The following is a 21067-nucleotide window of genomic DNA, read 5'->3' as shown; positions in this document are numbered from 1 at the left end:
CCGGCAACGTTCTGAGCCACGCCACTAGTCCTTCGTGTGCAGGATGTCGCGGGCCTGCTCGGCGGCGCGGACGATGCTCTCGGACACGAAGTCCAGGAACCGTGCGATGTTCTCCAGCCGGGTGGCGGCCGGGGTGCCGCTGCCGAGGACGCCGGAGCCGTTCCGTGCCGCCTCGGCCAGTCGCGTGGTGCCCGCGGCGCTGGCGATCATCGACTGGTACCAGATGTCGCCGTCGTCGACGACGTAGCGCTCACGGCGGCGTTCGTCGCGCTCGTGACCGATCAGGCCCTGACTTTCCAGGTAGGCCATGGCCTTCGAGACCGACGCCGGACTGACCTGCAGGTGCCCGACGAGCTCTGAGGCGCTGAGGCTGCCGGAGTCGGTGGCGTAGAGGCTGGCGAGCGCCCTGGCCGTCATCTTGGGCAGGCCCTGGGCCATGAAGATGCCGGAGAACGCCTCCTCGAACTCGCGCACCGCCTCGGGATCGCGTCCGTCGGCCCGCTCGGGAACCTGACGGCCTCGGGGCGCTGCCTGCTTGCGGCGCTGGGCACGGCGTTCGGTGGCGAGGTGGGCGAGATCGGCCTTGTAGCCGGCCGGACCGCCGTTGCGCATCACCTCGCGGGTGACCGTCGAGGTGGGGCGGTCGAGCGCTCTGGCGATCTCCGCGTAGGCGAGGCCGTCGGCCAGGCCGATGGCGATCTGCCGGCGCTCCTGCTGGGTCAGTCGGCCTCCTGGCATGCCGGGAGCATAGCGTTCACCGTCAGTCCATTGCAACGATCAAGCGAGATCGTTGCGTTAGTTTTACGATCCATTGCAACAATCTATGGCCTCTGAACTGCACTAATGCGTCTTCAACGCAACAAGCTCGTTGGCGACTTCTATGAACGCAACGTAGCTTTTCGCCTATCAGAAACGACGAGCTACAGGAGCAAGAGATGCAGACCTTCACCACCACCGCCCCCATCGCCGCCATCCTCGACATCCCCGCCGGGCGCATCCAGTTCATCGCCGCGGACCGTGCCGACACCGCGGTCGAGGTCCGGCCCGCGGACGCCTCGAAGAGCCGCGACGTGAAGGCCGCCGAGGAGACCGAGGTCGCGTTCGCCGACGGTGTCCTGCGGATCAAGGGCCAGACCGGCAACCAGATCCTCGGCGCGTCCGGCGTCGTCGAGGTCACGGTGCAGCTGCCCGCCGGTTCCCGCGTCGAGGCGAAGGCGGCCAGCGCCGAGTTCCGCGGCGTCGGACGCCTCGGTGACATCGCCTTCGAGGCCGCGCAGAGCGACATCAAGATCGACGAGGCCGCGAACGTCCGGCTGACCACGCAGGCCGGTGACGTCACGATCGGCAGCCTCACCGGTTCTGCGGAGATCGGCACCCAGAAGGGCGACATCACCGTCGGCGTCGCCGCCGGACTCTCCGCCTCGCTGGACGCCGGCACCTCCTACGGCCGGATCCAGAACTCCCTCAAGAACAACGGCACCCCGGATCTGACCATCCGCGCCACCACCGCGTACGGCGACATCTCCGCGCGCAGCCTCTGACCGACCACACCGAAGAACTGGGGAGAACCACCTTGAGCAGCACCGAGAACTACAAGTCCGCAGAACAGCTTCTCCGCCGTCCCGCCAGCCCTGGCGAGCTCATCGTCGGCGACAAGGTCAAGCCGCAGTGGATCGACGGCGGTGCCCGCTTCTGGTACTCCCTGCGCGACGGTGCCGACCAGCAGTTCGTGCTGGTCGACCCGGCGGCGGGCACCCGTGAGCCCGGCTTCGACCCCACCCCGTTCCTGCCGGCGCCGGGCAACCCGCTGGAGGTCACCTCGCCGGACGGCAAGGTCGCGGTGTCCCGCCGCGGCCAGGACCTCTGGGCACGGTCCGGCGAGAACGAGTGGGCGCTGACAACCGACGGCCAGCCGAACTACGGCTACGGCTACAGCCCGGACTGCATGAGCTTCCAAACGCTGATGAACAAGTTCGGCCTGCCCCACCTGCCTCCGATGCTGGCCTGGTCCCCCGACTCGACCAAGGTGCTCGCGCACCAGACGGACGAGCGCAACGTCCGGGAGACCCTGCTGACCGAGGCCGCACCCGCCGCGGGAGGTGCCCCGACGGTGCGGACCCAGCGGTACGGCTACGGCGGCGACGAACACATCCCGCTGGTCGAGCTGGTCGTGCTCGACGTCGCCTCCGGAACCGTCGTGCGCGCCCAGACCGAGCCGCTGATCACGCCCCAGGTCTCACCGATCGCGACCGGCTGGGCGTGGTGGGCCGCGGACAGCTCGGCGGTGTACTTCCTCAGCCAGTCCCGTGACCAGCACACCCTCACGCTGAACCGGATGAACCCGGCCACCGGCGAGGTGACCGTCGTGCTCAGCGAGACCGGCGAGACCCGCGTCGAGCCCAACCAGTGGATCTACGAGCAGGCGATCGTCCGCGTGCTGGCCGACGAGGTGCTGTGGTTCTCGCAGCGCGACGGCTGGGGCCACCTCTACCGCTACGACCTGAACACGGGCGAACTGCTCGGCCAGGTCACCTCCGGCGAGTGGCTGGTGCGGCAGATCCTGCACGTCGACGAGACCGAACGGGTCGTCTACTTCACGGCCGGCGGGCTCGTGGCAGAAGACCCGTACCGCCGTTCGGTCTGCCGGATCAACCTGGACGGCACCGGATTCGCCCGCATCACCGACGACTCGCTCGACCACGTCGTCACGGTGCCGGAGACCAAGCAGTACTTCGTCGACTCGGCGTCCACTGTGGACACCCCGCCGGTGACGACGGTGCGCGACTGGTCCGGCCGCGTGCTCGTCGAGGTCGAGCGCGCCGACATCACGAGGCTCGTCGCGGTCGGTTGGACGGCACCGGAACGCTTCTGCGTCAAGGCAGCCGACGGCGAGACCGACATCTACGGCGTGCTGTACCGGCCACGCGACTTCGACCCCGCTCAGAGCTATCCGGTCGTCGACACCATCTACCCCGGCCCGCAGACCAACCGCGTCGACCCGTCCTTCGACCCCGGCGGCATGGGCATGGACGCAGAACCGTTGGCAGCACTCGGTTTCGTCGTCATGGCGGTCGACGGCCGCGGCACCCTGGGCCGCAGCAAAGCCTTCCACGACGGTGGCTACGGCCGCCTGGCCGACGCCGGCAGCCTGGACGACCACGTCGCGGCCCTGCACCAGCTGGCTGCGTCCCGACCGTGGATGGACCTCGACCGGGTCGGCGCGATGGGCCACTCGGGAGGCGGTTTCGCCACCGTGCGGGCGCTGCTGACACACCCGCAGACGTACAAGGCCGGAGCGTCGCTGTCCGGCTGGCACGACGCCCGCTTCTTCAACGTGGGCTTCATCGAGACCTACGACGGCGCCGACAACCCAGAGGCCTACGCCCGCTCCTCGAACGTGGAGATCGCCGACAGGCTGGAGGGCAAGCTGCTGCTCGTCCACGGTGAGATGGACGACCAGGTGCACGTGGACCACACGCTGCGGCTGGCGGCTCGGCTCATCGCCGCCAACAAGGACTTCGAGATGCTCATCGTGCCGGGAGCCGAGCACATGTTCCTCGACAGCCTGTCCTACGTCCGGACGCGCTGCTGGGACTTCCTGGTGCGCTCGCTGATGGGCGTGGAGCCGCCTGCTTACCGGCCCGCGCCGATCCCGATCGGGCCGGAGTTGCTCAGCGAGATTTTCTGACCTCGGTCAGGAACGCCGACCACGCCTTGTCCGAGACGGGCAGGTGCGTGGTCGGCGCCTTGCTGTCCCGGATGCCGATGCCACGGCCGACCTCGATGCAGTTGTCCACAGGGCTGTAGCTGCTCTTACGCCAAACCGACATCGGAACATCTCCTCAGCCAAGGATGCTGGTGATCAGCTCCTTCGATTGTTCCGCATCCAGCGCTTGGTGGTCGAGCAGCTCGAGCACGTCGACGTACGTGCGGAGGGATGCTTTGTCCTCAACGAAAAGGCTGGAGTTCTCCGTCTCCGTGAAGACCACGGGTTCGTATTTCTCGTAGCTGAGGAGCCGGAAGGAGCCGGAGAGCCCGGCATGTGCTCCGAGGGAGATCGGCACGACCCTGACGGTGATGTACAGGCGGTTCGCCATCGCGAGCACGTGGAGCAGCTGCTCCCGCATCACCGCGAGGCCACCCACCGGCAGGTGCAGTGCCTGTTCGTGGATGTAGAAGACGAACTCACGGCTGTAGTGAAAGATCCCCTGCCGCGCCGTCTTCGCGGCGATGATCTCCTCGGCGCTCACCGTCTGCGCGCGTACGGACCGCTCGATGAGAGCGCGGATGTAGTCCGGGATCTGCAGCGGGCCGGGGATCACGTTCATCGACCAGACGGTGATCTTGTTGGCTAGGCGCTCCTGCTCGATCAACGAGCGCACCTGGTCCGGGATCCCGTCCTCGGGGAAGACCAGGAAGCCCTTCTCGCGCGACTCCTTGAACAACGCGAGCAGCCGCCGCGCCTCGTCCGGCTTGACGTTGCAGAGGCCGAGCAGCATCGCCAGCTCGACCTCGTTGACCCCGCCCTTGCCCTAGACCAGGTCGGAGACCTTGGCCTCTTCCCAGCCGAGCAACTCAGCGAGCCTGCGCTGGGTCATCCCCGCCCGCCCGATGGCGTCACGAACACCATCACCGAACGAGCGGCCCACCACGCTCGAAGTTCGTTTCGGCATGGTCGGGAAGCTAGAAGGCCGCGACCCTTCCATCCAGCGCCAGGCGCCGACTCGCCACGAAGGAAGTACTTCTTGGAAGGGTTCTAAATGCGCTTCGAGATCAGCGGGTACTCCACCACGAGGCCGTTCGGGTCGACCTTGATGTTCTGCTCGAACCCGCCGCTCTTGAACCGCACCACCGAAACGTCGTCGCCGACCGACACCGTCTTGTACGTCTGCGTCACGGCCTTGACCGACAGGTCGGGCAACGACACCCGCACGACGGGCAGGTTGTGCTCGCCCTCGGAACGGTGCAGCCCCAGCCGCCGGATCGGGATGGCGTTGAACAGCACGGAGAACTGCACGTCGACGTCCAGCGCGTCGTTGAACGTCTCGCGCTTGCTGCCCTGGCCGTGGTCGACGAGCCAGGCGCCGTCCTCGGTCCTCGACAAGGAGCACTGGCGCTCCTCCAGAACCGTTGCCGTGCGCAGCAGCAGCCGGTTGACCTGGCCGCTCTCGCCGACCGACACCTCGAAGGAGGCGTTGAAGTGCTCGTCGGGGCCGGCGGCGACCAGGCGTCCGGTCGCGCGCAGGCGCTGGTCGCTCGACAGGAGCAGGCGGACCTGCTCCAGCCGTGGCTCGTGGATGCCCTGCCAGGTGATCATCTCTGGCCGGCGGGCAGCCGGGGAGCGGGTCTCCGCGTTCGAGGTGACCCGCCCTGCGTCAGTGGCGTTGAAGGAGTTCACTCTCCACCCGGAAGGATGTCCTTGATCTTCTCGGCAACCGAGTCGACCTGCTCGTCGTGACCGAACTTCCCAGCGACGAACCCTGCCGCCGCGTCGATGCCCTGGTCGACCTTCTCGTGGTTCTCCTCAGCCAGGTCCAGGGCCTTGTTCTTGATCTCGTCGAAGTTCATGTGGCGCTCCTCCGCTCCTGACGCAGGGTACCCGAGAGGCCCCCGCGTGGTGATAGTCCGCGATCACGCTAACTCCGCCTGGACAAGTCGGCTCTGCGAAAAGCATGATGACGGCGCCGCCGCCTGGTCGGCCGCCTTCAGCGGCCAGAACCAGGAGGATCGCCAAGATGACACGGCTCCTGCGTGGAGTTATGTCCGCAGTACTGCTGTTGCCACTAGTCGCTACCCCGTCGGCCAACGCCACAGCCGACATTCAGGGCAAAGCGAAGTTCACGGTGACGGCCACGGCCACGAACGTCGCGGCCAGGAGCGACCGGCGCCCGGTCGCGGGTGGGGTGTACGACAAGAAGGTCGGCAAGACTTTCATCTCGTGGGCCGGTCAGTACGAGGACAGCTACGTCCAGTCGTACGACCACCGCAAGGCCACCTGGTCGACGCCCAACCGGATCGCGGACGGCGACTCGGACGCGCACAACTACCCGACCATGGTCCAGGCCAGGGACGGGCACCTGCTCATCTTCCGCGGCATGCACAACATCGAGCTGCGCATGTCACGTTCGCCAGAGGCGCACTCGGCGGACGGTGTCTGGGAAGAGACGCTGATCTCGAAGAACGCGGCCACGTACCCGATGCCGTTCGTCACGCGCGACGGCACGATCTACGTCTTCTACCGCGAGACGACCCGGGACCTCGACCACGTGACGCCCACGGACACGCGTCCGATGCTCTACGTGGTGTCCAAGGACAACGGCAAGACGTGGAAGAACTCCACGGAGCTGACCGGTGACCGGTTCGCGATCGGCTCGACCTCCCGCGCGGACAACATGAACGAGATCTACATCGGTCAGCTGCGGCAGGAGGACAACGGCCGCGTGCGGATCGTCTACACGCTCGCGGGTGGTGGCACGGAAGGACATCTGCACGACCGCTACCACCGCAACATCTACTACACGTGGTTCGACCCGCGGAACCGGCACTTCTACTCGGCGGCAGGCAAGGATCTGGGCACCCAGATCGACGACGCCGACCAGGAGACGCATCTCAAGGTCGCGGAGACCCCGCTGACCCTGCCGAACGCCGTGAAGTCACCCGACTACATCCAGCAGGTCGGCACGACGCTGGGCCGCCCGTTCCTGTTGTGGTTCATGGGCGACCCGGACAAGGGCCCGATGCGCAACTACATGTCCACTTGGAACGGTCGCTCTTGGGAGACCAAGGAAGTGGCGCGGGGACTGCGCACTCGTGAAATGGAACCGATCGACCCGTTCACCTGGCGCGTCTACGCCACCGAGGACGGCAAGCCGAACGTGAACACCTACCTGGTGCGGTTCGGTCGCACGTGGACTCCGGAAGCCGTGATCCCGACGGCCAAGCCGGTGCAGCGCGTCGAGATCGTGGAGAACTTCCGCGACCCGGCGCGGGCGATCTTCTCGGGTGCGTCTTCCAACCGAGACGTCGCGATCGCGGACGGAGACATCACCGTGGCGGGCATCAGCCGCCGCTAACCGTTCCGCAAACGGCAAACGCCCCCTGGACCGGCGCGGAACCAGGGGGCGTTCGTCTGTGAGGCGCTTGCTATCAGGCGCCGGCCTTCTTGCGACGGACCACGAACAGCGCACCGACACCGGCGCCGACGAGCGCCAGACCACCGAGCAGCGGCCACATGATCGAGGCACCGGTCGAGGCGAGGTCGTCGTCACCGCTGCCACCCGGAGCCGGGTTGTTCGGGGTGGACGACGTGGTCGGGGTCTCGGACGGGACCGTGGGAACCGTGGAGGACGGCGTGGTCGGCTCGGACGGCTTGACCTCGAGCTTCCAGTCGGCCTTGGCCTCCTTCTCGACCTTGGCCTTCTGCGGCTGCGCGACGACCAGCGACTGCGCCTTGTCGTCCTGCTTCTTGTTGTGCGCGACGAACAGGCGGCCGATCGCGATCTCGGCCTCGGCCGAGAGGTTGAAGGTCGCGTTGCCGTTCGGCGCGTTCGCCGGAACGTTCACGAAGAACTCGGTGACCTTCTCGCCGGTGCCCTGAACGGCCAGCTCCTGGCCCTTCTTCTGCACGGCGAGCGGGTTGCCCTGCGCGTCGGTGATGGTGACGCCCTGGGGGAGGTCCGCGGTCAGCTTGACCTCGGAGGCCGTGGTCGTGACCTTGAACGGGCCGATCTTCTCGCCGGACTTGCCAGACTTCGACGCGGGGTCGATCTCCAGCGTCGGCTTCGGCTGTTCCTTGATCTCGTTCGTGACGGCGTCCTTCACCAGACGCTCGTACAGCTTCACGACGTCGGCGTCGGTCTTGTCCGGGTCCAGCTCAGCCTCGTCCGAGAAGTGCCAGATCGCGGCCTGCGTGGCGGCGATCGTCTCCTCCTTGTCGAACTGGTCGCCGAACGCCTTCTTCACCTCGGCCATGGACTGGCCGGGGTAGGAGTTCTGCAGGATCCAGAGGACCTTGCCCGCGTTCTGCGGGAACTTGGACTTCTTGTTGGGGTGCGTGCCCCACGGCGCTTCCTTGAGGACGTCGCCGTCCTCGAGCGGCGTCGGCAGCTCGACGCAGTAGGTGAGGACGGTCGAGCGCTTCTCGTCGTCCTCGATGCGCAGCTTGATGACCGACGTGTCCTGCTTGAGCTCGTTCGGGTCGCTGATGTTGCCGACCGGCTTCAGGACCACGTCGTGGCCCTTCTCCTGGCCGCCGCGGTCCGGCGTGATCTTGACGTCGGCGTAGGCCGGAAGTGCAGTGAATGCCAGAACGGCGGTGGCGCCGAGCAGCGCCGTGCCGATCCTCAACCCGGAAGCCATGGGTCTCCTTGTTCGCTGAAGTTAGCCCGAACGCGGTGGGAAGTCAGTCGCCCGTCGGGACGGTCGGCATGTCGCCATCGACACAGAACCGACAGGAAGCGACGGCACAGTATCCGATCGGGTTACACACGACCGGGTGAGGTATAGCGATCACCACAAACAGTGCGTGACCAGCGAAAACATACTCAGGGTGTCCACAGTGGATAGGTCTGCGATGCATTCATTTTGTCAGGTGACGTTAAATTCGTTGCCGAACAGTTATCAATAGCCGACGACCCGCTACGGATGATCGACACCAACGGTTCAGGGACCTACGCCACCAATTCGGTAACTTCCACCTGGCGAATGTCGCCCGGACGCAACGAAGTGCCGCGCAGGCACATCTCCCGCGGCTCGGGGCGGCGGCCAGTGAGAATCCACCGGGTCAGCCCGGCCAACTGGTAGGCGATGAGCGGCGGAACGGCGTCGCCGACGTGCCGGTACGCGTTCCCGAGAATCGAGACGTCGAACCTGAACTGCTTGGGAAACCCCTGCAGGAGCGCCATCTCCCGCACCGTGCAGAGTCGGTGCTGCACGGGGTGCGCATAACGCCCGTTGCCGACGTGGCCGCATTCCCGCTTGATGGTCCTGGCCGGTTCGTCCCACCACATGCGGCCGTAGACATCGGGGTGCGAACCCCAGTTCTGCTGTTCGACGATCTTGTGTTGTGCCGGATTCAACAACTCCGCGGTCTCCGGCGACCTGAGCAGATCCGCCCACGAACCGCCGTTAGCGGGAATTGCACGCATTCTTTCCAGGCTGCGGTCCTGGGAAAAGGTCGGCGACACGTGAATGGGGTCTTCCGGGTGCGCCTCGCCGGCCGCGACGACCGGCAGCTTGCTGATCGCGCGCCGGACCGTGATCGCGGACGGGCGGATCTGCCTGCCCTCCCAGAGGTCGTCCAGCGTGCGCAACGGCAGGCCCTCGTCCACCGCCACCATGAGCGTTCGCTCGCGCAGCTGCGGCAGGCCGAACCTGGACAGCATGTGCGTGCCGCCGGTGACGGTGTAACCGATCCGGGTGAGTTCCTCGGCCAGGCTGTCGAAGTGGTGGCGCTGCCTGCCTTTCACGAGCTCGCGGGCGTTCTCGACGACCACGACCTTCGGGCGCAGCTCCTGCGCGTACACGGCGATCCGGCCGACCAGCGAGTTCCGCGGGTCGTCGCGCAGGTGGTTCTGCGCGGTGAGGCGGCTGAAACCCGAGCACGGCGGGCACGCGAGCAGCACGTCCAGCTGACCGCGCCGCAGCCCCCAGACCTCGCGCAACGCCGCGGGCGACACCTTCGAGAGGTCGACCTCCAACGGGTCGACGCCGATGTTCGCGCGGTAGGTGTCGTTGCACCGCAACGAACCGAGGCGGCTGGACGGCTTGCCGATCTGGGCGTCCGCGGCACCGACGACCCGGAAGTCGCGGTGGGCGTGGAAGCCGAAGCTCATGCCGCCCGCACCCGAGAAGATGTCGGCCACCGAGAAGGACACGGCGAGATCGTACGGGCGAGGCGCCGTGGGGCCTTCCGTGACATCCCGTACCTTCCTGCGCATGGAGCTGCCGCGTGCGTGGCAACGGCCTGATCCGTTGCGTGGCCTCGACAGGATTTCCTGGGTCGAGGTGTACGACGGCCGAGGTGGCGCCGGTCGTGTACCGCGCCTGCTGCGCTCCCTGATGGACCCGTCCGCCGACGTGCGCCTGGACGCGCTGGCCGCGCTCGCCGACCGGCTGCTGACCGACGACACGGTCTCCGAGGCCTCGTTCTGCGCCGTGCCCTACCTGGTGGAACTGGGTGCCTCGTACAAGGTCGCCGGGGACGTACGCGACCGGGTGATCTTCCTGCTCGCCGCGCTGGCGTTGGCGGGCAAGGGGTTCACCGAGGACGGCCGGCGCACGCACCGCCGGTGGAACGCGCTGGGCCGCGAACTCCCCCGCACCGCACCGGACTGGCTCACGCAGACCCGGCACGCGGTCGCCCAGGGCGCGCCGAAGATCTTCGAGGCGCTGGCCTCCGAACGGGTGGCGTGCCTCGTCGCGCTGGCGTGCGCGGTGCCGGAGAAGCAGCCGTCGTTCGTCCTCGGGCTGATCGGGGACATGACCGACCTGCCGGGCGAGGACATGCTCGCGGACGCCGCAGAGATCGCCGTGACGCTGCTGAAGCGGGAACCCGAGTTACTCGGCGTGGACCAGCCCCGGCCGAAGGTGCTCGGCGAAGGGCTGGTCCGGCCCGCGCACCAGCCACGTGAGGTCGCCGCGGCGCTGATGGGCTACCGGTTCGCCCTCATCTCCGCGTACGGCGATGAGGGCGCCTGGTAGGTCTGACTAGGCGGTGACGGCCTCTTCGATCGCCTGCTCGACCGGCTGGGAGTCCTCGATCGCGATCGCGGGTTCCAGGGCGCCGAGGCCCGTCCCCCACTCCTGGTCGGCCAGTGCGAACGCCGCGACGGTCAGTGCCGCCACGGGCGCGCCAACGGCCATGTTCTCGCGGTGCAGGTCGAGGTCGAGGCGTCCGCCGATCGGCGACGGGCTGAGGCGAAGCGTGGCGTGCGCGGGCTCCTCCGGGTGCGCCAGGCGGCACGCCCAGCCGGTGAAGATGACCCGGCGCTCGTCCACCGTCGTCGGCTGCACAGCGCGCACGTTCGCGCCCACCGCGCCGGATCGGATGTTGTCCGCGGCCTGCAGCACGAGCTCCTCGAACTGCATCGACGAGATGCCGAGGTCCCAGCCGGCGACCAGCGCGACCTGCACGAGCGCGAGCGGCAGCGTCGGGACGGCGTCCTCGAAGCACACCATCGCGCCGCCGTAGCGGGTGTTGATCTCGGTCGGCAGGAAGCCGTCCTCGGTCGCGATGCCGTCCAGCGTGAACGTGCCGCGGTAGTCGACGGTCTCGCGCAGGTGCTCGCCGACGCGGCGGGCCAGGTTGCGCATCTCGTCGCGGATCCACACAGGCGGGTCGTAAAAGGACGCACAGCCCGCGTAGAGGAACTTGGCCTGGCCCTGGCGGCGCGGCACGACCATCTCGATCGGGCGCAGCACCGCGGTGCCGTCCGGGAACACGATGCCGTGCACGCTCACCGGAATGCCTTCCAGGAACGGCATCACGCGGACCTGGTCGCACTTGGGTGCGAGCACGTCGAAGGCTTCCTTGGCCTCTTCGTACGACCGCACGCGGCGCACGAAGTTCGCACCACCGTTGATCGCCGGGCCGTCACCGGACCAGACGACGCCCGCGCCGCGGTCCAGGATCTCGGTGGCGCCCCAGAGGCGTTCGAAGTCGAGGTCGAACACGATCGCGGGCGCGCGGGGCGCGGAAAGCTCGTCCCAGAGCGCGTCGATCGTGGTCTTGTTCTCGAGCTCGACCCACTCGCGGCGGCGCGCGTTGAGCACCGGACGCCCCTGGAAGGTGTCGATCTCGTTGTAGGGCGTGCTGATCACGACGGCCTCGGCCTCGGCGTCGAAGTCGCGCAGGATCGCGCGGACCTCGGCGCTCGGCTTGGTCAGCAGCTTGCCGAGACGGCGCTGCTCGACCGCGACGAAGCCGCCCTTGATGCCCAGCGACACCCAGCGGGCGATAACCGAATCATGCAGCGGGGCATGATCATCGGTATCCAGCACGAGCGTATGGCGGGCACCGAGCGTATGGAGCTCGTGCGCGCGCTTCGCCAAACGCGTACCACCGGCCAGAACTACCAGCCGGTCACCGAACAACCTGCCGAGGCGCTCGTTGAGCGCTGCAAGGACATGATTCATCGCCGAAAACTCGCTTAAGAGAAGCGGAGGACGTGACCGGCGATCGCCGGGTGACGCGTAGCGTAGAGCCACCCGGTATGTGTGTCGAAGCACGGTCCGGCAACGGCCGGATGAATGTTGGATCAGGCGATGATCTGTGCGCGCCCTACGAGCGGGCGGCGGCCCGAAGCACCTGGTCGACAGCGTTGAGGAAGCTGCGCTTGGAGCGGACCGACGGAAGCGGTGGCAGTGGCGCGGTGAGTTCGGCAGGCGCCTGCTCGGGCGCGGGTGCGGCTCCGACGATGTCGGCCACGTTGCGCAAGAACTCCTGCCGCTTGAACTCGTGCACGGCGTGATCGTGCAGGAGCCCGGCGATGCTCGTGTGCATAGCGCGATGGGGGTAACTCACTCGTGTGTTATCGGCGCGACTCGGGTGGACCTTTAGGGTCAACTTGTGCGAGTTCTAGTGACCGGTGCCACTGGGTATGTCGGCCGTGCCGTGGTGCGTGAGCTGCAGGTTCACGGGCATGAACCTGTTTTGTCCCGTCAACGCCTCTCCGAACCGTTCCACTCAGTGGACGCGGACGCCGTCATCCACCTAGCCGGCGTCGCCCGCGTACGGGAGTCGTTCGAAGATCCACTTTCGTACTACGAGACCAATGTGGCCGGAACGCTGAACCTGCTGAAGGCGTTGCGGGGGCAGCGATTCCTCCTCGCGTCGACTGGCGCCGTGTATCGGCCCTCCTCCTCGCCGCTGACGGAGGAATCGGTTCGGGAACCTTCTTCTCCATATGCGGCGACCAAGGCGGCGGCCGAGGATCTCGCGGCGTGGGCGGCGCGGTCCGGCCGGATCGGGGCGACCACGCTGCGTCTGTTCAACGTCGCCGGAGGTGGCGACTCCGACACCACTCGGGTGATCACCCGAGCAGTGGCCTGCGCCGCCGGCACGGTGCCGGGGATGGAGGTCTACGGGGACGGCACGGCCGTGCGTGACTTCGTGCACGTACGCGACGTTGCTGCTGCCTTCGTCGTGGCCCTGGAGGCTTGCACGGTGGGCACGTCCTCCGTCTACAACGTCGCGGCGACGCCCGCGTCCGTGCGGGACGTGCTGACGACCGTTGCCGAGGTCACCGGGCGGTCCGTGGACGTGACCTGGCGGCCCGCGCATCCCGGTGAGGCGCCGGTCCAGCGGGCCGACGTGACGCGGCTGCGGGCGTTGGGCTGGAAGCCAGCCCACTCGTCGCTCGCGGAGATCGTCAGGGACCAGTGGCTCGCTTCGGCACCTGTACCCGGTCCAGGTCCTTCGCGATGACGATCTCGCCGTCGAACTCGTTCGCCGCCTCGGCCTGAAATTCGGCGGGATCCTCGTAGCGCTGCGAGAAATGGGTCAGAACGAGTTTCCGGACCTTGCAGTCCTGCGCGACGCGGGCGGCCTGCTGGGCGGTGAGGTGGCCGTGGTCGCCGGCGAGTTTCGTGTCGCGGGCGAGATAGGTCGACTCGATCACCAGCATGTCCGCGTTGTCGGCCAGCTCGTAGATGTTGTCGCACATCCGGGTGTCCATGACGAAGGCGAACCGCTGGCCTTTCCTGGGTTCGCTGACGTCGGCCAGCTTGATGCCGTCGAGCTCGCCCTGCTGCTGAAGGACGCGCACCTGCGGCCCCAAGATGCCGTGTTCCTTGAGCTTTTCCGGGAGCATCCGGTGGCCGTCCGGTTCGACCAGCCGGTAACCGAACGAGTCGATGCCGTGGTCCAGCCGGTACGCCTCGAGCCTGCCGAACTTGCCCTCCGCGACGAGCCCGTCGTCGTCGACCGGCTCCTCTTTGATGTCCGCGGCGTCGTAAAAGGCGCTCGCGTAGCGGAGGCGTTCGAAGAAATGCGCGCCTGATCGCGGGAAATGCGCGTGCACGGTGTGCTGGACGCGGTCGAGAGAGAGCCTCTGCACGATGCCGGGGACGCCCAGGCAGTGGTCGCCGTGGAAGTGCGTGAGGCAGATCCGCGTGATGTCGCTCGCAGCGGCACCCGACCGCAGGAGCTGCCGCTGGCTGCCGTCGCCTGGGTCGAACAGGAAGCCCTCGCCGTCCCACCTCAGCAGATAGCCGTTGTGGTTGCGCTGGCGCGTGGGAACCTGGCTGGCCGTTCCCAGGACGATCAGTTCCCGGACTGTCACCCCCGAACGTTAACGTCTGTCCCATGCGGAGCGTGGAAGTGGCGGCCTCCTGGCCGGTCGACAACGTGGCGGTGGCCGTCGTGTCCTCGGGGGCCGTGGTCGGATCGCTGGGCGACCAGCAGCGCGTGTTCCCGCTCGCGTCGGTGACGAAGCTGCTCACGTCCTACGCGGTGCTCGTCGCCGTCGAGGAGGGCGCGGTCGAGTGGGACCAGCCGGCCGGGCCTCCTGGAGCCACCGTGCGGCACCTGATCTCGCACACGGCCGGGTACGCGTTCGACAAGCCCGAGGTCCAGGCCGCGCCGGGCACCCGCCGGATCTACTCGAACGCCGGGTTCGACGTGCTGGCGGCGTTTGTTGCTGAGGCTTCCGGGATCCCTTTCTCCGAATACCTGCACGAAGCCGTGTTCGCGCCGCTGGGGATGAACTCGTCGGCCCTGGTCGGTTCGGCGGGCGCCGGTGCCGAGTCTTCTGCCGGAGACCTGGCGCTCTTCGCCTTGGAGTTGCTCTCGCCGAAGCTGGTTTCGGAATCGCTGGTCGCCGAGGCGACCTCAGTGGTGTTCCCCGGCCTGAACGGCGTTCTGCCTGGTTACGGCATGCAGAAGCCGAACGACTGGGGCCTCGGCTTCGAGATCCGCGACGGCAAGTCGCCGCACTGGACCGGCCTCTCCCACTCGCCGCGGACGTTCGGCCACTTCGGCCAGTCCGGCACGTTCCTGTGGGTCGACCCGGACATCTCCGCCGCCTGCGTCGCGCTGACGGACCTGCGCTTCGGCCCGTGGGCCGTCGAGGCGTGGACGCCGTTCTCCGACGGCGTGCGCGCGGAACTCAGTCAGCGAGCCTGAGAGCCAACTGCCGGAGGATCTCCTGCACGTCGGCGTCCTCGTAGTCGTTCTCGTACGCCTGAGCGACGCCGTGGAACGCGTAGAGCAGCCCGGCGGTGAACCAGCCGAACTGCGAAAGCACCTGGTCCATGGCCTGCTTGATCGCCTGGGCGCTGGCCTCGTTCACCTCGCCGTCGACCTTGACCTCGTAGCTGAACACGCCCTCCTGCAACGACTTGAGGGCCATGCGCAGGTAGTCGTTCGACTCCGCGCCGTCGTAGCTGAGCGTCAGGACGCCGAGCGCCCGCTGCATGATCTCGCGCTGCTCCACACCGGAAACGGTACGGGGATCAGCGTCCCCACCTGACCCAGGCCGGATCCTCGGGCACGAGCTGCCGCTCGAAGGCCTCGGCGATGCTGTCGAGGTCCCACTCGTCCCGCTCGAGCAGGGGTTCCTTCGGCGAGGTCTGCAACATGACGTGCAGCCGCCCCCTGGCAAACCTGATCAACTGCCCGGTGACCTTCGCCGCAAGATCGCTCAGCAGGTACGTGACCAGCGGCGCGATCGTCTCCGGCGGCGGACTGGGCACGACGGCCTTGGTATCCGCCACCGACATCCGCGTCCAGGCGATCGGGCACACCGCGTTGACCCGGATCCCCCGATCGTGCAGCTCAGCCGCCGCACCGGACGTGATGCTCGCGACGGCCCCCTTGGACGCGGAGTACGTGAGCGCGGTCGGCTGCCCGACCATCGCCACCGAGCCGAGGTTGACGATCGACCCGCGCCGCATGCTCTGCACGGCCGCGTTGGTGCAGTAGAGCGTGCCGAGCACGTTGATCTCGATGAGCTCGCGCATCCTCGCCGGGTCGTCGTGACCCAGGTCCGCCTGGTACCGGATGCCCGCGTTGTTGACGAGCCCGTCGATCCGGCCGAACGCCGCCGTGCAGGTGTCCACCATCGCCTCGGCCTGCGCGGGGTCCGCGACACTGCCGGGGCTGGTGACGGCCCTCCCGCCTTTGAGGGTGATGAGCTCAGCGACCTGCGTCGCCAGCGGGCCGTCGACGTCGTTGACCACTACAGCGGCTCCGGCTGCGGCGGCGTGGGTGGCGAACGCCCGCCCCAGGCCCTGTCCCGCGCCGGTGATGACCACGGCCTTGCCCGCCAGAATCCCCATACCTCGAGTGTGGCGAGTCCCACTAACTGAGTGCTCAGTCGCGTCGTTGAGTGGCGGGTGGGGGCGCCGAACGGCGTACGTGTCGCGACGACCGGTTGCTTCCCAAACGCTTCCGCAGATCAACCGCTGTGAAAAGTGTGCGCCGTTCAGGTTCGTTCACAGCCGAATGTGCACTTCATGGGGGATCGACGGCTTCGTGCGCTGCCGCTGCTGGCGGGACGTCAAGGCCACGCCGCCGGCCTGCCTCACCGGCCTGATCGTGATCGAGGAAAGGTTCTTCGCCCTCTCGGTCCCCTACAAGGGCAACGAGGAACTCCACGCCGCCCTGGATCAGTGGGGAGAAGGCGCCCGCCCGCATGGACCACGCCTTCGAGAACGTTGGCAACTGGACGTTGTACCACGGCTTCCAGCACGAACTGGCCTTGCTAGGCCGGGACCACTTCTCCGTCCTGCACACCACGCTGCCCGATGGCAACGGCGGCGCCACCCGTCGTCCTCGGCTGCGGCCGCACTCTCCGAACTGGAGCTCTTCACCTGGCTGGTGAACACACCGGCGAGGTCATCTGGGAGCAGATCCACGTGTACGGCGGCCTGGTCGTGATGACCGCCAAGGCCCAGATGGGCTTGGACCTCAACGGCTTCTTCGTCCTCGTGGACTCCGGCGAGGTGTTCTGCTCCACGCGCTTCCGACAGGGAGTCGCCGAGGGCAAGGTGACGTTCACCGATGGTCCGCATTCCGTGACGCTCCCGATCCATCCGATCGGATCCGCATCCCGCAGCCTTGCAGTCCGCACCCCAGCCGCAGAGCCCTGACTTCTTCACCTACTCCGTCAACACCCTGGCCAAGCTCTTCAGGGCGTCAGTCGAAACCGGCATCCCCGTCGTCTGGTGCTGATGTCCGATAAACGCGTCCCAGAGACGAGGCCATCTAGGCGCGAAGCGCCAGCTGGCCGGGGTCCGGAGGCGAAGGCCCGGCAGGGGTTCGGGGGGCTGGCCCCATGCGTGAACTGAGGGAGCGCTGCGCCGCGCATGCCACCTGCCACGGCCGCAACGATTCCATCCGACATCAAATTGCCACCAGCCATCCGAACGAATTCCCGACCAGCCGGAATTCGCCACCAAAGCGATACGGAGATTGATGTCCATAGAATGTCCATTAATCCGGTTGCGACATTCGAGCTAACCTCGGCCAGCACGCACTGATTCGCCATCGAACTGCGCCACGATCTCAGACACGTTGCCCAAGGCGATGTCCGAAGTTCGACACAAGGGGTCGCAGGTGATCAACATGTCGCAGTGCGATGGCGCAGACTTCTGCGAGGAAATCGCCGGAGCCACCGAGACGTCGTTCAGCCGATTCTACGAAGGCGACCCGCCACATCGGCGAGCCTGGTCCACTGCGAACTTCGAAGTGCTCGCCGACATGTCACCTCTTGTAACGGGCCACCTCCTGTTACTCCCCCGCAAGCACTACCTGTCGTTCGCCCAAGTGCTCGGCGACCACCCCGGCGAAACCGAAGAACTACTGAGCGACATCACGAGCATGTACCGCCATACGTTCGGCGAACCGCTGATCTTGGAACACGGTTCAGGTGTCGACCACGAAACTCATGCGTGCATCACTCACGCCCACCTCCACCTGCTCCCGGTCGACGCGTCTGCTGTGGACGAGCTGCTGATCAGCGACGCGCTCTCGTACGTCGACCTCGAATCGATCACCGACCTCCGCAACCCGCCGTGGCTTGAATCGCCCTACTTCCTGCGCCACCACCGAGGGCACAGTCGCGTGTACATGCCGAACGGAAACCAGAAACGTCAGTACCTCCGCTCCATTGTCGGCACGACTCTCGACATCCCCGATCCCGAATGGGACTACGCGGTGATCGTTCGCAAGGACTGCCTGCGTCGAACGATGAAACTGGTCGAAAGCTGGTCACGATGAGATCCGACGAACCCACCCGGCTTGCGAACATCATTGCGAGTCTCTTCCGCGACCAGTCCACCGAGACCGAGCAGATCGTGGTGGACGAAAGAAGCACCGTCGACCTCATCGCCGGAGCAGACGCCCAAGACGACTGCGCGGTCTTCCGCTTGAGCGGCGAGCACGAGTTGGTGGTGGGTTCCGACTACGTCCGGGGCACCAAGTTCCGCCTATACGAAATGGGTCACCTCAGTGAGTACAACCTGGGCTATTATCTTGTTGCAGCCAACTTGAGCGACATCGCCGCCATGGGTGCACACCCCATCGGTCTGCTGTCCGTTGTGCGTTATCCGTCGGACATGAGCGACGAGTCATTCGAAAGCATCATGCAAGGCATCAAAGACGCCTGCACGAGGTTCCGCTGTCCCAACATCGGCGGCGACATCGGCAGTGCCGAGAGGTTGATCCTGTCCGCATCGGCGCTCGGTACCTGCCGGCGTGGGACTGCACTGTTCCGCAGCGGTGCAAAGCTCGGCGATCTTGTCTGCATCACCGCCCCGACCGGGTTGGCCGGAGCCGCCATGGATTATCTCCGCGCGAAGAAGCCCAGTCCAACCGTCGACAACCTGCATCTGGACACGATGCTCGACAGCTGGCGGTACCCCAGCGCACGGGTCGACGAGGGAATCGCGCTCGCCGCCAGCAGACGCGTCACGTCCTGCCAGGACACGTCAGACGGACTGAAGGCGACCATCGAATGCATCGCGTCAGCCAGTGGGGTCGGGATCACTGTCTTCGAAGACTCCGTTCCGGTACCCGCATCCGTCGCCGCGGTCGCTCGCCATCTGGGCCTGGATCCGTTCGTGTTCGTCTTCGGCGATTCCGTCGACTTCGAGCTCACCTTTACAGCACCTCCCGACGCCGTCGACCAGCTGAGGAAACAGATGGCGCTGCACGTGATCGGTGAGGTCACCGACTCCGGCGAGGTCCTGCTGCGCAGATCCGATGGCAGTCACGCATCCCTGCCCGGTGAGGCGTGGAGACACGCTCCCGAAGAAGTCGGCAGGTAATGGGTGAAGCAGATGACGGCCAGGCTGCTGGACAGATCGGCACTGCTCCTGGCCACGATCGGGCTGGCCGGCAAGGCGTACGACGTCCCGTCCAAGCAGTTCTGGGACACGCTCGTCCAAGGCCGGGGTTACGTACCGCTGGTGCTCCTCGGACTGGCAGGCGTGTTCGGTGCGCTCACGCCGTTCGAGAGCCACCACAAGCGGTCAATGCTCGATCGAAACGTCACGAGCCGGCGGAGGATCCTTTCCGGCTTCGGCAGGATGCTCGAGATCAGCAGCAAGATCCAGCCGCCGTTGAACACCGGCGATCTGGCGATGCACATCTGGCGGCGGAAGAGGACGCTGCGGCACCCGATCGGCGGAGTGCTGACCAGGATGAGCACCTACAGGATGTCGACCTTCCCGCTGAATCGGACGTTCACACCGAAGAAGGGGATCGGCATCGTCGGGCAATGCTGGCAGTTCAACAAGGAGATCTTCTTCAACGCCAGCCCGCTCATCGCGATGCTGAACACCGAGGAGAAGTTCGACGAATACGTGCAATCGCACGGTGCCGCAGCTGTGATGAGCCTGACGTGGAAGGACTTCAGCGAGTTCAACCATCGCTCGGCACTGCTCGCCACGCCGATCCGCAACGGACGGAGCCGCTTCATCGGTTGCATCAGCGTCGACGCGAGCCGCGGCTTCGAGGTGCTCCACTGTCGCGAGCTGATCGAGGAGATGACTGAACTCGGTCTGGCGATAGGTCAGGAGAACTTCGAGTGCACGTAGATGATCCACGCCTGACCGCGATCACCGCAGCGACCAGACAGGCGTACGACGAGAACGCCGCTCAATATGCACGCGCGACCGACAAGCTCGAGTACTTCCCTGGCATCGAAGAGGAGTTGGAAAGATTCCGCACCATGGTGCCGAGCGGTCGTGTGCTCGACCTGGGCTGCGGTGCCGGACGCGACACCCGGCATCTCATTTCAGGTGGACGTGACGTGGTCAGCGGTGACCTGAGCAGCGAGCTTCTCAAGATCACCGGCCGCGAGGCGGGCACGAAACTGGTCCAACTCGACCTGCTGGCCCTACCGTTTCGCGACGGTGCGTTCGCCGGGGTGTGGGCATCGGGAAGCCTGCTGCACGTGCCCAGCACCGCCCATCCACAGGCGCTCAACGAGATCTACCGGGTGCTGTCCGACGGTGGAGCGACGGCGATCAGTCTCCGCGACGGCGAGGCCGAGGGATGGCGCCTGGGCGAACGTATGAACAGCAAGCGATGGTTCACCTTGCGCCATCCCGATCAGGTGGCGCAGGAGATGGAGTCCACTGGCTTCACTTCGGTCAGCTGGGCGTACTGCGGGCGGCGCAACTGGTTCATCGTCGAAGCGATCAAGACTTGTGGGCCCACTCATCGGGATGAGGGCCCGGCAGGATCTGCCTGATGCCGCCGCGAGGATCTTCGACGTCTCCCTCGTACCGCGGGATGAGATGGATGTGCAGATGATCGACTGTCCGACCTGCCGCAGCGCCGTCGTTGACGCCGATCGTGTAGCCCTCGGGACTGAACTGGTCGTCGATCTTCTTGCGCGCTTCCTGCATGAGTTCGAAAGCCTCGGCCATCTCCGTCGCGGTCAGATCGAACAGTGACTCAACGTGCCGACGCGGCACCACTTCTACATGGCCTCTGGAGCTCGGGTAGTTGTCCCGGCGGACGACGAAGTTGACGCTCTCAATCAAGATCTCGTTCAGAGAACTGTCATCCAGCTTGCAGAACAAGCAATCAGCCTGGCCACGTGGCCTGGTTCCGGAT

General features: G+C 66.5%; 27 protein-coding genes. 13 read left to right on the top strand and 14 right to left on the bottom strand.

The genetic code is table 11. From position 1 onward, the window contains the following. Positions 1-24: 24 nt before the first annotated feature. Positions 25-738: a helix-turn-helix domain-containing protein gene (locus ACIA8G_RS35645; protein WP_396423151.1), complete on the bottom strand. Its 714-nt coding sequence runs from the start codon at positions 736-738 to the stop codon at positions 25-27. Positions 739-935: 197 nt separating this feature from the next. Here ACIA8G_RS35645 and ACIA8G_RS35640 point away from each other — a divergent pair, with 197 nt between their 5' ends. Continuing rightward, positions 936-1541, top strand: coding sequence for a DUF4097 family beta strand repeat-containing protein (locus tag ACIA8G_RS35640; RefSeq protein WP_396423150.1), 606 nt, complete (start codon positions 936-938; stop codon positions 1539-1541). Positions 1542-1573: 32 nt separating this feature from the next. Further along, positions 1574-3688: a DPP IV N-terminal domain-containing protein gene (locus ACIA8G_RS35635; protein ID WP_396423149.1), complete on the top strand. Its 2115-nt coding sequence runs from the start codon at positions 1574-1576 to the stop codon at positions 3686-3688. Here ACIA8G_RS35635 and ACIA8G_RS35630 read toward each other — a convergent pair. From ACIA8G_RS35630 to ACIA8G_RS35610, 5 genes are all read right to left on the bottom strand, one after another. Further along, positions 3672-3830 (bottom strand): DUF397 domain-containing protein, encoded by a 159-nt coding sequence (locus ACIA8G_RS35630; protein WP_396423148.1) that lies wholly within the window; start codon positions 3828-3830, stop codon positions 3672-3674. The two genes, ACIA8G_RS35635 and ACIA8G_RS35630, sit on opposite strands and share 17 nt — an antisense overlap. Before the next feature lie 12 nt (positions 3831-3842). Continuing rightward, entirely contained in the window at positions 3843-4499 is a 657-nt protein-coding gene (locus tag ACIA8G_RS35625) for a DUF5753 domain-containing protein (protein ID WP_396423147.1), read from the bottom strand. 33 nt (positions 4500-4532) lie between these two features. Continuing rightward, positions 4533-4673: a hypothetical protein gene (locus tag ACIA8G_RS35620; RefSeq protein ID WP_396423146.1), complete on the bottom strand. Its 141-nt coding sequence runs from the start codon at positions 4671-4673 to the stop codon at positions 4533-4535. An 83-nt stretch (positions 4674-4756) separates the two neighbouring features. Next, positions 4757-5398, bottom strand: a complete 642-nt coding sequence (locus ACIA8G_RS35615) for a putative glycolipid-binding domain-containing protein (protein ID WP_396423145.1) — start codon at positions 5396-5398, stop codon at positions 4757-4759. Next, a complete protein-coding gene (locus tag ACIA8G_RS35610; protein ID WP_396423144.1) occupies positions 5395-5568 on the bottom strand; it encodes an antitoxin in 174 nt (57 codons plus the stop codon). Before ACIA8G_RS35610 ends, ACIA8G_RS35615 begins: the two co-directional genes overlap by 4 nt. Before the next feature lie 191 nt (positions 5569-5759). Here ACIA8G_RS35610 and ACIA8G_RS35605 point away from each other — a divergent pair, with 191 nt between their 5' ends. After that, positions 5760-7073 (top strand): BNR-4 repeat-containing protein, encoded by a 1314-nt coding sequence (locus ACIA8G_RS35605; protein WP_396423143.1) that lies wholly within the window; start codon positions 5760-5762, stop codon positions 7071-7073. A gap of 73 nt (positions 7074-7146) precedes the next feature. Here the strand turns inward: ACIA8G_RS35605 and ACIA8G_RS35600 are convergent, their stop codons facing one another. Continuing rightward, the gene (locus tag ACIA8G_RS35600) at positions 7147-8358 is read right to left on the bottom strand and encodes a Cys-Gln thioester bond-forming surface protein (RefSeq protein ID WP_396423142.1); all 1212 of its coding nucleotides are present in this window, start codon (positions 8356-8358) and stop codon (positions 7147-7149) included. A gap of 311 nt (positions 8359-8669) precedes the next feature. After that, a complete protein-coding gene (locus ACIA8G_RS35595; RefSeq protein ID WP_396423141.1) occupies positions 8670-9875 on the bottom strand; it encodes a DNA cytosine methyltransferase in 1206 nt (401 codons plus the stop codon). A 61-nt stretch (positions 9876-9936) separates the two neighbouring features. Between ACIA8G_RS35595 and ACIA8G_RS35590 the strand changes: the two genes are divergently transcribed. Further along, positions 9937-10701 (top strand): hypothetical protein, encoded by a 765-nt coding sequence (locus ACIA8G_RS35590; RefSeq protein WP_396423140.1) that lies wholly within the window; start codon positions 9937-9939, stop codon positions 10699-10701. 6 nt (positions 10702-10707) lie between these two features. Here ACIA8G_RS35590 and ACIA8G_RS35585 read toward each other — a convergent pair whose 3' ends face one another. Beyond that, positions 10708-11946 carry a hypothetical protein gene (locus ACIA8G_RS35585; protein WP_396423139.1) on the bottom strand — a complete coding sequence of 413 codons (1239 nt, stop codon included), beginning with the start codon at positions 11944-11946 and terminating at the stop codon, positions 10708-10710. A 33-nt stretch (positions 11947-11979) separates the two neighbouring features. Between ACIA8G_RS35585 and ACIA8G_RS35580 the strand changes: the two genes are divergently transcribed. After that, entirely contained in the window at positions 11980-12153 is a 174-nt protein-coding gene (locus tag ACIA8G_RS35580) for a hypothetical protein (RefSeq protein WP_396423138.1), read from the top strand. Positions 12154-12280: 127 nt separating this feature from the next. On the opposite strand, the gene ACIA8G_RS35575 is transcribed toward ACIA8G_RS35580, so the two are convergent. Next, complete coding sequence (locus tag ACIA8G_RS35575) at positions 12281-12502, bottom strand: hypothetical protein (RefSeq protein WP_396423137.1); 222 nt, start codon at positions 12500-12502, stop codon at positions 12281-12283. A 66-nt stretch (positions 12503-12568) separates the two neighbouring features. On the opposite strand from ACIA8G_RS35575, the gene ACIA8G_RS35570 reads away from it, so the two are divergent. Continuing rightward, positions 12569-13426, top strand: coding sequence for an NAD-dependent epimerase/dehydratase family protein (locus tag ACIA8G_RS35570; protein ID WP_396423136.1), 858 nt, complete (start codon positions 12569-12571; stop codon positions 13424-13426). On the opposite strand, the gene ACIA8G_RS35565 is transcribed toward ACIA8G_RS35570, so the two are convergent. Then, on the bottom strand, positions 13371-14282 hold the full coding sequence (locus ACIA8G_RS35565) for a ribonuclease Z (protein ID WP_396423135.1): 912 nt from the start codon (positions 14280-14282) through the stop codon (positions 13371-13373). The two genes, ACIA8G_RS35570 and ACIA8G_RS35565, sit on opposite strands and share 56 nt — an antisense overlap. A 23-nt stretch (positions 14283-14305) precedes the next feature. Between ACIA8G_RS35565 and ACIA8G_RS35560 the strand changes: the two genes are divergently transcribed. After that, positions 14306-15124, top strand: coding sequence for a serine hydrolase domain-containing protein (locus ACIA8G_RS35560; protein ID WP_396423134.1), 819 nt, complete (start codon positions 14306-14308; stop codon positions 15122-15124). On the opposite strand, the gene ACIA8G_RS35555 is transcribed toward ACIA8G_RS35560, so the two are convergent. Beyond that, on the bottom strand, positions 15108-15434 hold the full coding sequence (locus ACIA8G_RS35555) for a hypothetical protein (RefSeq protein WP_396423133.1): 327 nt from the start codon (positions 15432-15434) through the stop codon (positions 15108-15110). The genes ACIA8G_RS35560 and ACIA8G_RS35555 overlap by 17 nt on opposite strands. A 19-nt stretch (positions 15435-15453) precedes the next feature. Further along, a complete protein-coding gene (locus ACIA8G_RS35550) occupies positions 15454-16278 on the bottom strand; it encodes an SDR family NAD(P)-dependent oxidoreductase (RefSeq protein ID WP_396423132.1) in 825 nt (274 codons plus the stop codon). 356 nt (positions 16279-16634) lie between these two features. Between ACIA8G_RS35550 and ACIA8G_RS35545 the strand changes: the two genes are divergently transcribed. The 6 genes from ACIA8G_RS35545 (at position 16635) to ACIA8G_RS35520 (ending at position 20699) form a co-directional block, all read left to right on the top strand. After that, positions 16635-16823: a hypothetical protein gene (locus ACIA8G_RS35545; protein WP_396423131.1), complete on the top strand. Its 189-nt coding sequence runs from the start codon at positions 16635-16637 to the stop codon at positions 16821-16823. Between the two features lie 34 nt (positions 16824-16857). Further along, positions 16858-17091, top strand: coding sequence for a hypothetical protein (locus ACIA8G_RS35540; protein WP_396423130.1), 234 nt, complete (start codon positions 16858-16860; stop codon positions 17089-17091). A 466-nt stretch (positions 17092-17557) separates the two neighbouring features. Further along, positions 17558-18220: a hypothetical protein gene (locus ACIA8G_RS35535; protein ID WP_396423129.1), complete on the top strand. Its 663-nt coding sequence runs from the start codon at positions 17558-17560 to the stop codon at positions 18218-18220. Further along, positions 18217-19269 carry a thiamine-phosphate kinase gene (thiL, locus tag ACIA8G_RS35530; RefSeq protein WP_396423128.1) on the top strand — a complete coding sequence of 351 codons (1053 nt, stop codon included), beginning with the start codon at positions 18217-18219 and terminating at the stop codon, positions 19267-19269. Before ACIA8G_RS35535 ends, thiL begins: the two co-directional genes overlap by 4 nt. A gap of 12 nt (positions 19270-19281) precedes the next feature. Continuing rightward, on the top strand, positions 19282-20040 hold the full coding sequence (locus ACIA8G_RS35525) for a hypothetical protein (RefSeq protein ID WP_396423127.1): 759 nt from the start codon (positions 19282-19284) through the stop codon (positions 20038-20040). After that, positions 20031-20699, top strand: coding sequence for a class I SAM-dependent DNA methyltransferase (locus tag ACIA8G_RS35520; protein ID WP_396423126.1), 669 nt, complete (start codon positions 20031-20033; stop codon positions 20697-20699). Before ACIA8G_RS35525 ends, ACIA8G_RS35520 begins: the two co-directional genes overlap by 10 nt. Here ACIA8G_RS35520 and ACIA8G_RS35515 read toward each other — a convergent pair. Further along, positions 20647-21033: an HIT family protein gene (locus ACIA8G_RS35515; protein WP_396423125.1), complete on the bottom strand. Its 387-nt coding sequence runs from the start codon at positions 21031-21033 to the stop codon at positions 20647-20649. The genes ACIA8G_RS35520 and ACIA8G_RS35515 overlap by 53 nt on opposite strands. Positions 21034-21067: the final 34 nt, after the last annotated feature.

This window comes from Lentzea sp. NPDC051213 (assembly GCF_044455585.1).
Classification (GTDB): domain Bacteria; phylum Actinomycetota; class Actinomycetes; order Mycobacteriales; family Pseudonocardiaceae; genus Lentzea.
The sequence above is the reverse complement of the archived record's forward strand: the minus strand, read 5'-3'. Positions and strand labels throughout refer to the sequence as shown.

Bases quoted from the DNA above. Each gene is read 5' to 3' on its own strand.
- ACIA8G_RS35525 (WP_396423127.1), top strand. From the start codon at position 19,282: ATGACGGCCAGGCTGCTGGACAGATCGGCACTGCTCCTGGCCACGATC.
- ACIA8G_RS35560 (WP_396423134.1), top strand. From the start codon at position 14,306: ATGCGGAGCGTGGAAGTGGCGGCCTCCTGGCCGGTCGACAACGTGGCG.
- ACIA8G_RS35645 (WP_396423151.1), bottom strand. From the start codon at position 738: ATGCCAGGAGGCCGACTGACCCAGCAGGAGCGCCGGCAGATCGCCATC.
- ACIA8G_RS35545 (WP_396423131.1), top strand. From the start codon at position 16,635: ATGGACCACGCCTTCGAGAACGTTGGCAACTGGACGTTGTACCACGGC.
- ACIA8G_RS35625 (WP_396423147.1), bottom strand. From the start codon at position 4,499: ATGCTGCTCGGCCTCTGCAACGTCAAGCCGGACGAGGCGCGGCGGCTG.
- ACIA8G_RS35600 (WP_396423142.1), bottom strand. From the start codon at position 8,358: ATGGCTTCCGGGTTGAGGATCGGCACGGCGCTGCTCGGCGCCACCGCC.
- ACIA8G_RS35620 (WP_396423146.1), bottom strand. From the start codon at position 4,673: ATGCCGAAACGAACTTCGAGCGTGGTGGGCCGCTCGTTCGGTGATGGT.
- thiL (WP_396423128.1), top strand. From the start codon at position 18,217: ATGAGATCCGACGAACCCACCCGGCTTGCGAACATCATTGCGAGTCTC.
- ACIA8G_RS35550 (WP_396423132.1), bottom strand. From the start codon at position 16,278: ATGGGGATTCTGGCGGGCAAGGCCGTGGTCATCACCGGCGCGGGACAG.
- ACIA8G_RS35590 (WP_396423140.1), top strand. From the start codon at position 9,937: ATGGAGCTGCCGCGTGCGTGGCAACGGCCTGATCCGTTGCGTGGCCTC.
- ACIA8G_RS35575 (WP_396423137.1), bottom strand. From the start codon at position 12,502: ATGCACACGAGCATCGCCGGGCTCCTGCACGATCACGCCGTGCACGAG.
- ACIA8G_RS35640 (WP_396423150.1), top strand. From the start codon at position 936: ATGCAGACCTTCACCACCACCGCCCCCATCGCCGCCATCCTCGACATC.
- ACIA8G_RS35605 (WP_396423143.1), top strand. From the start codon at position 5,760: ATGTCCGCAGTACTGCTGTTGCCACTAGTCGCTACCCCGTCGGCCAAC.
- ACIA8G_RS35580 (WP_396423138.1), top strand. From the start codon at position 11,980: ATGATCATCGGTATCCAGCACGAGCGTATGGCGGGCACCGAGCGTATG.
- ACIA8G_RS35630 (WP_396423148.1), bottom strand. From the start codon at position 3,830: ATGTCGGTTTGGCGTAAGAGCAGCTACAGCCCTGTGGACAACTGCATC.
- ACIA8G_RS35610 (WP_396423144.1), bottom strand. From the start codon at position 5,568: ATGAACTTCGACGAGATCAAGAACAAGGCCCTGGACCTGGCTGAGGAG.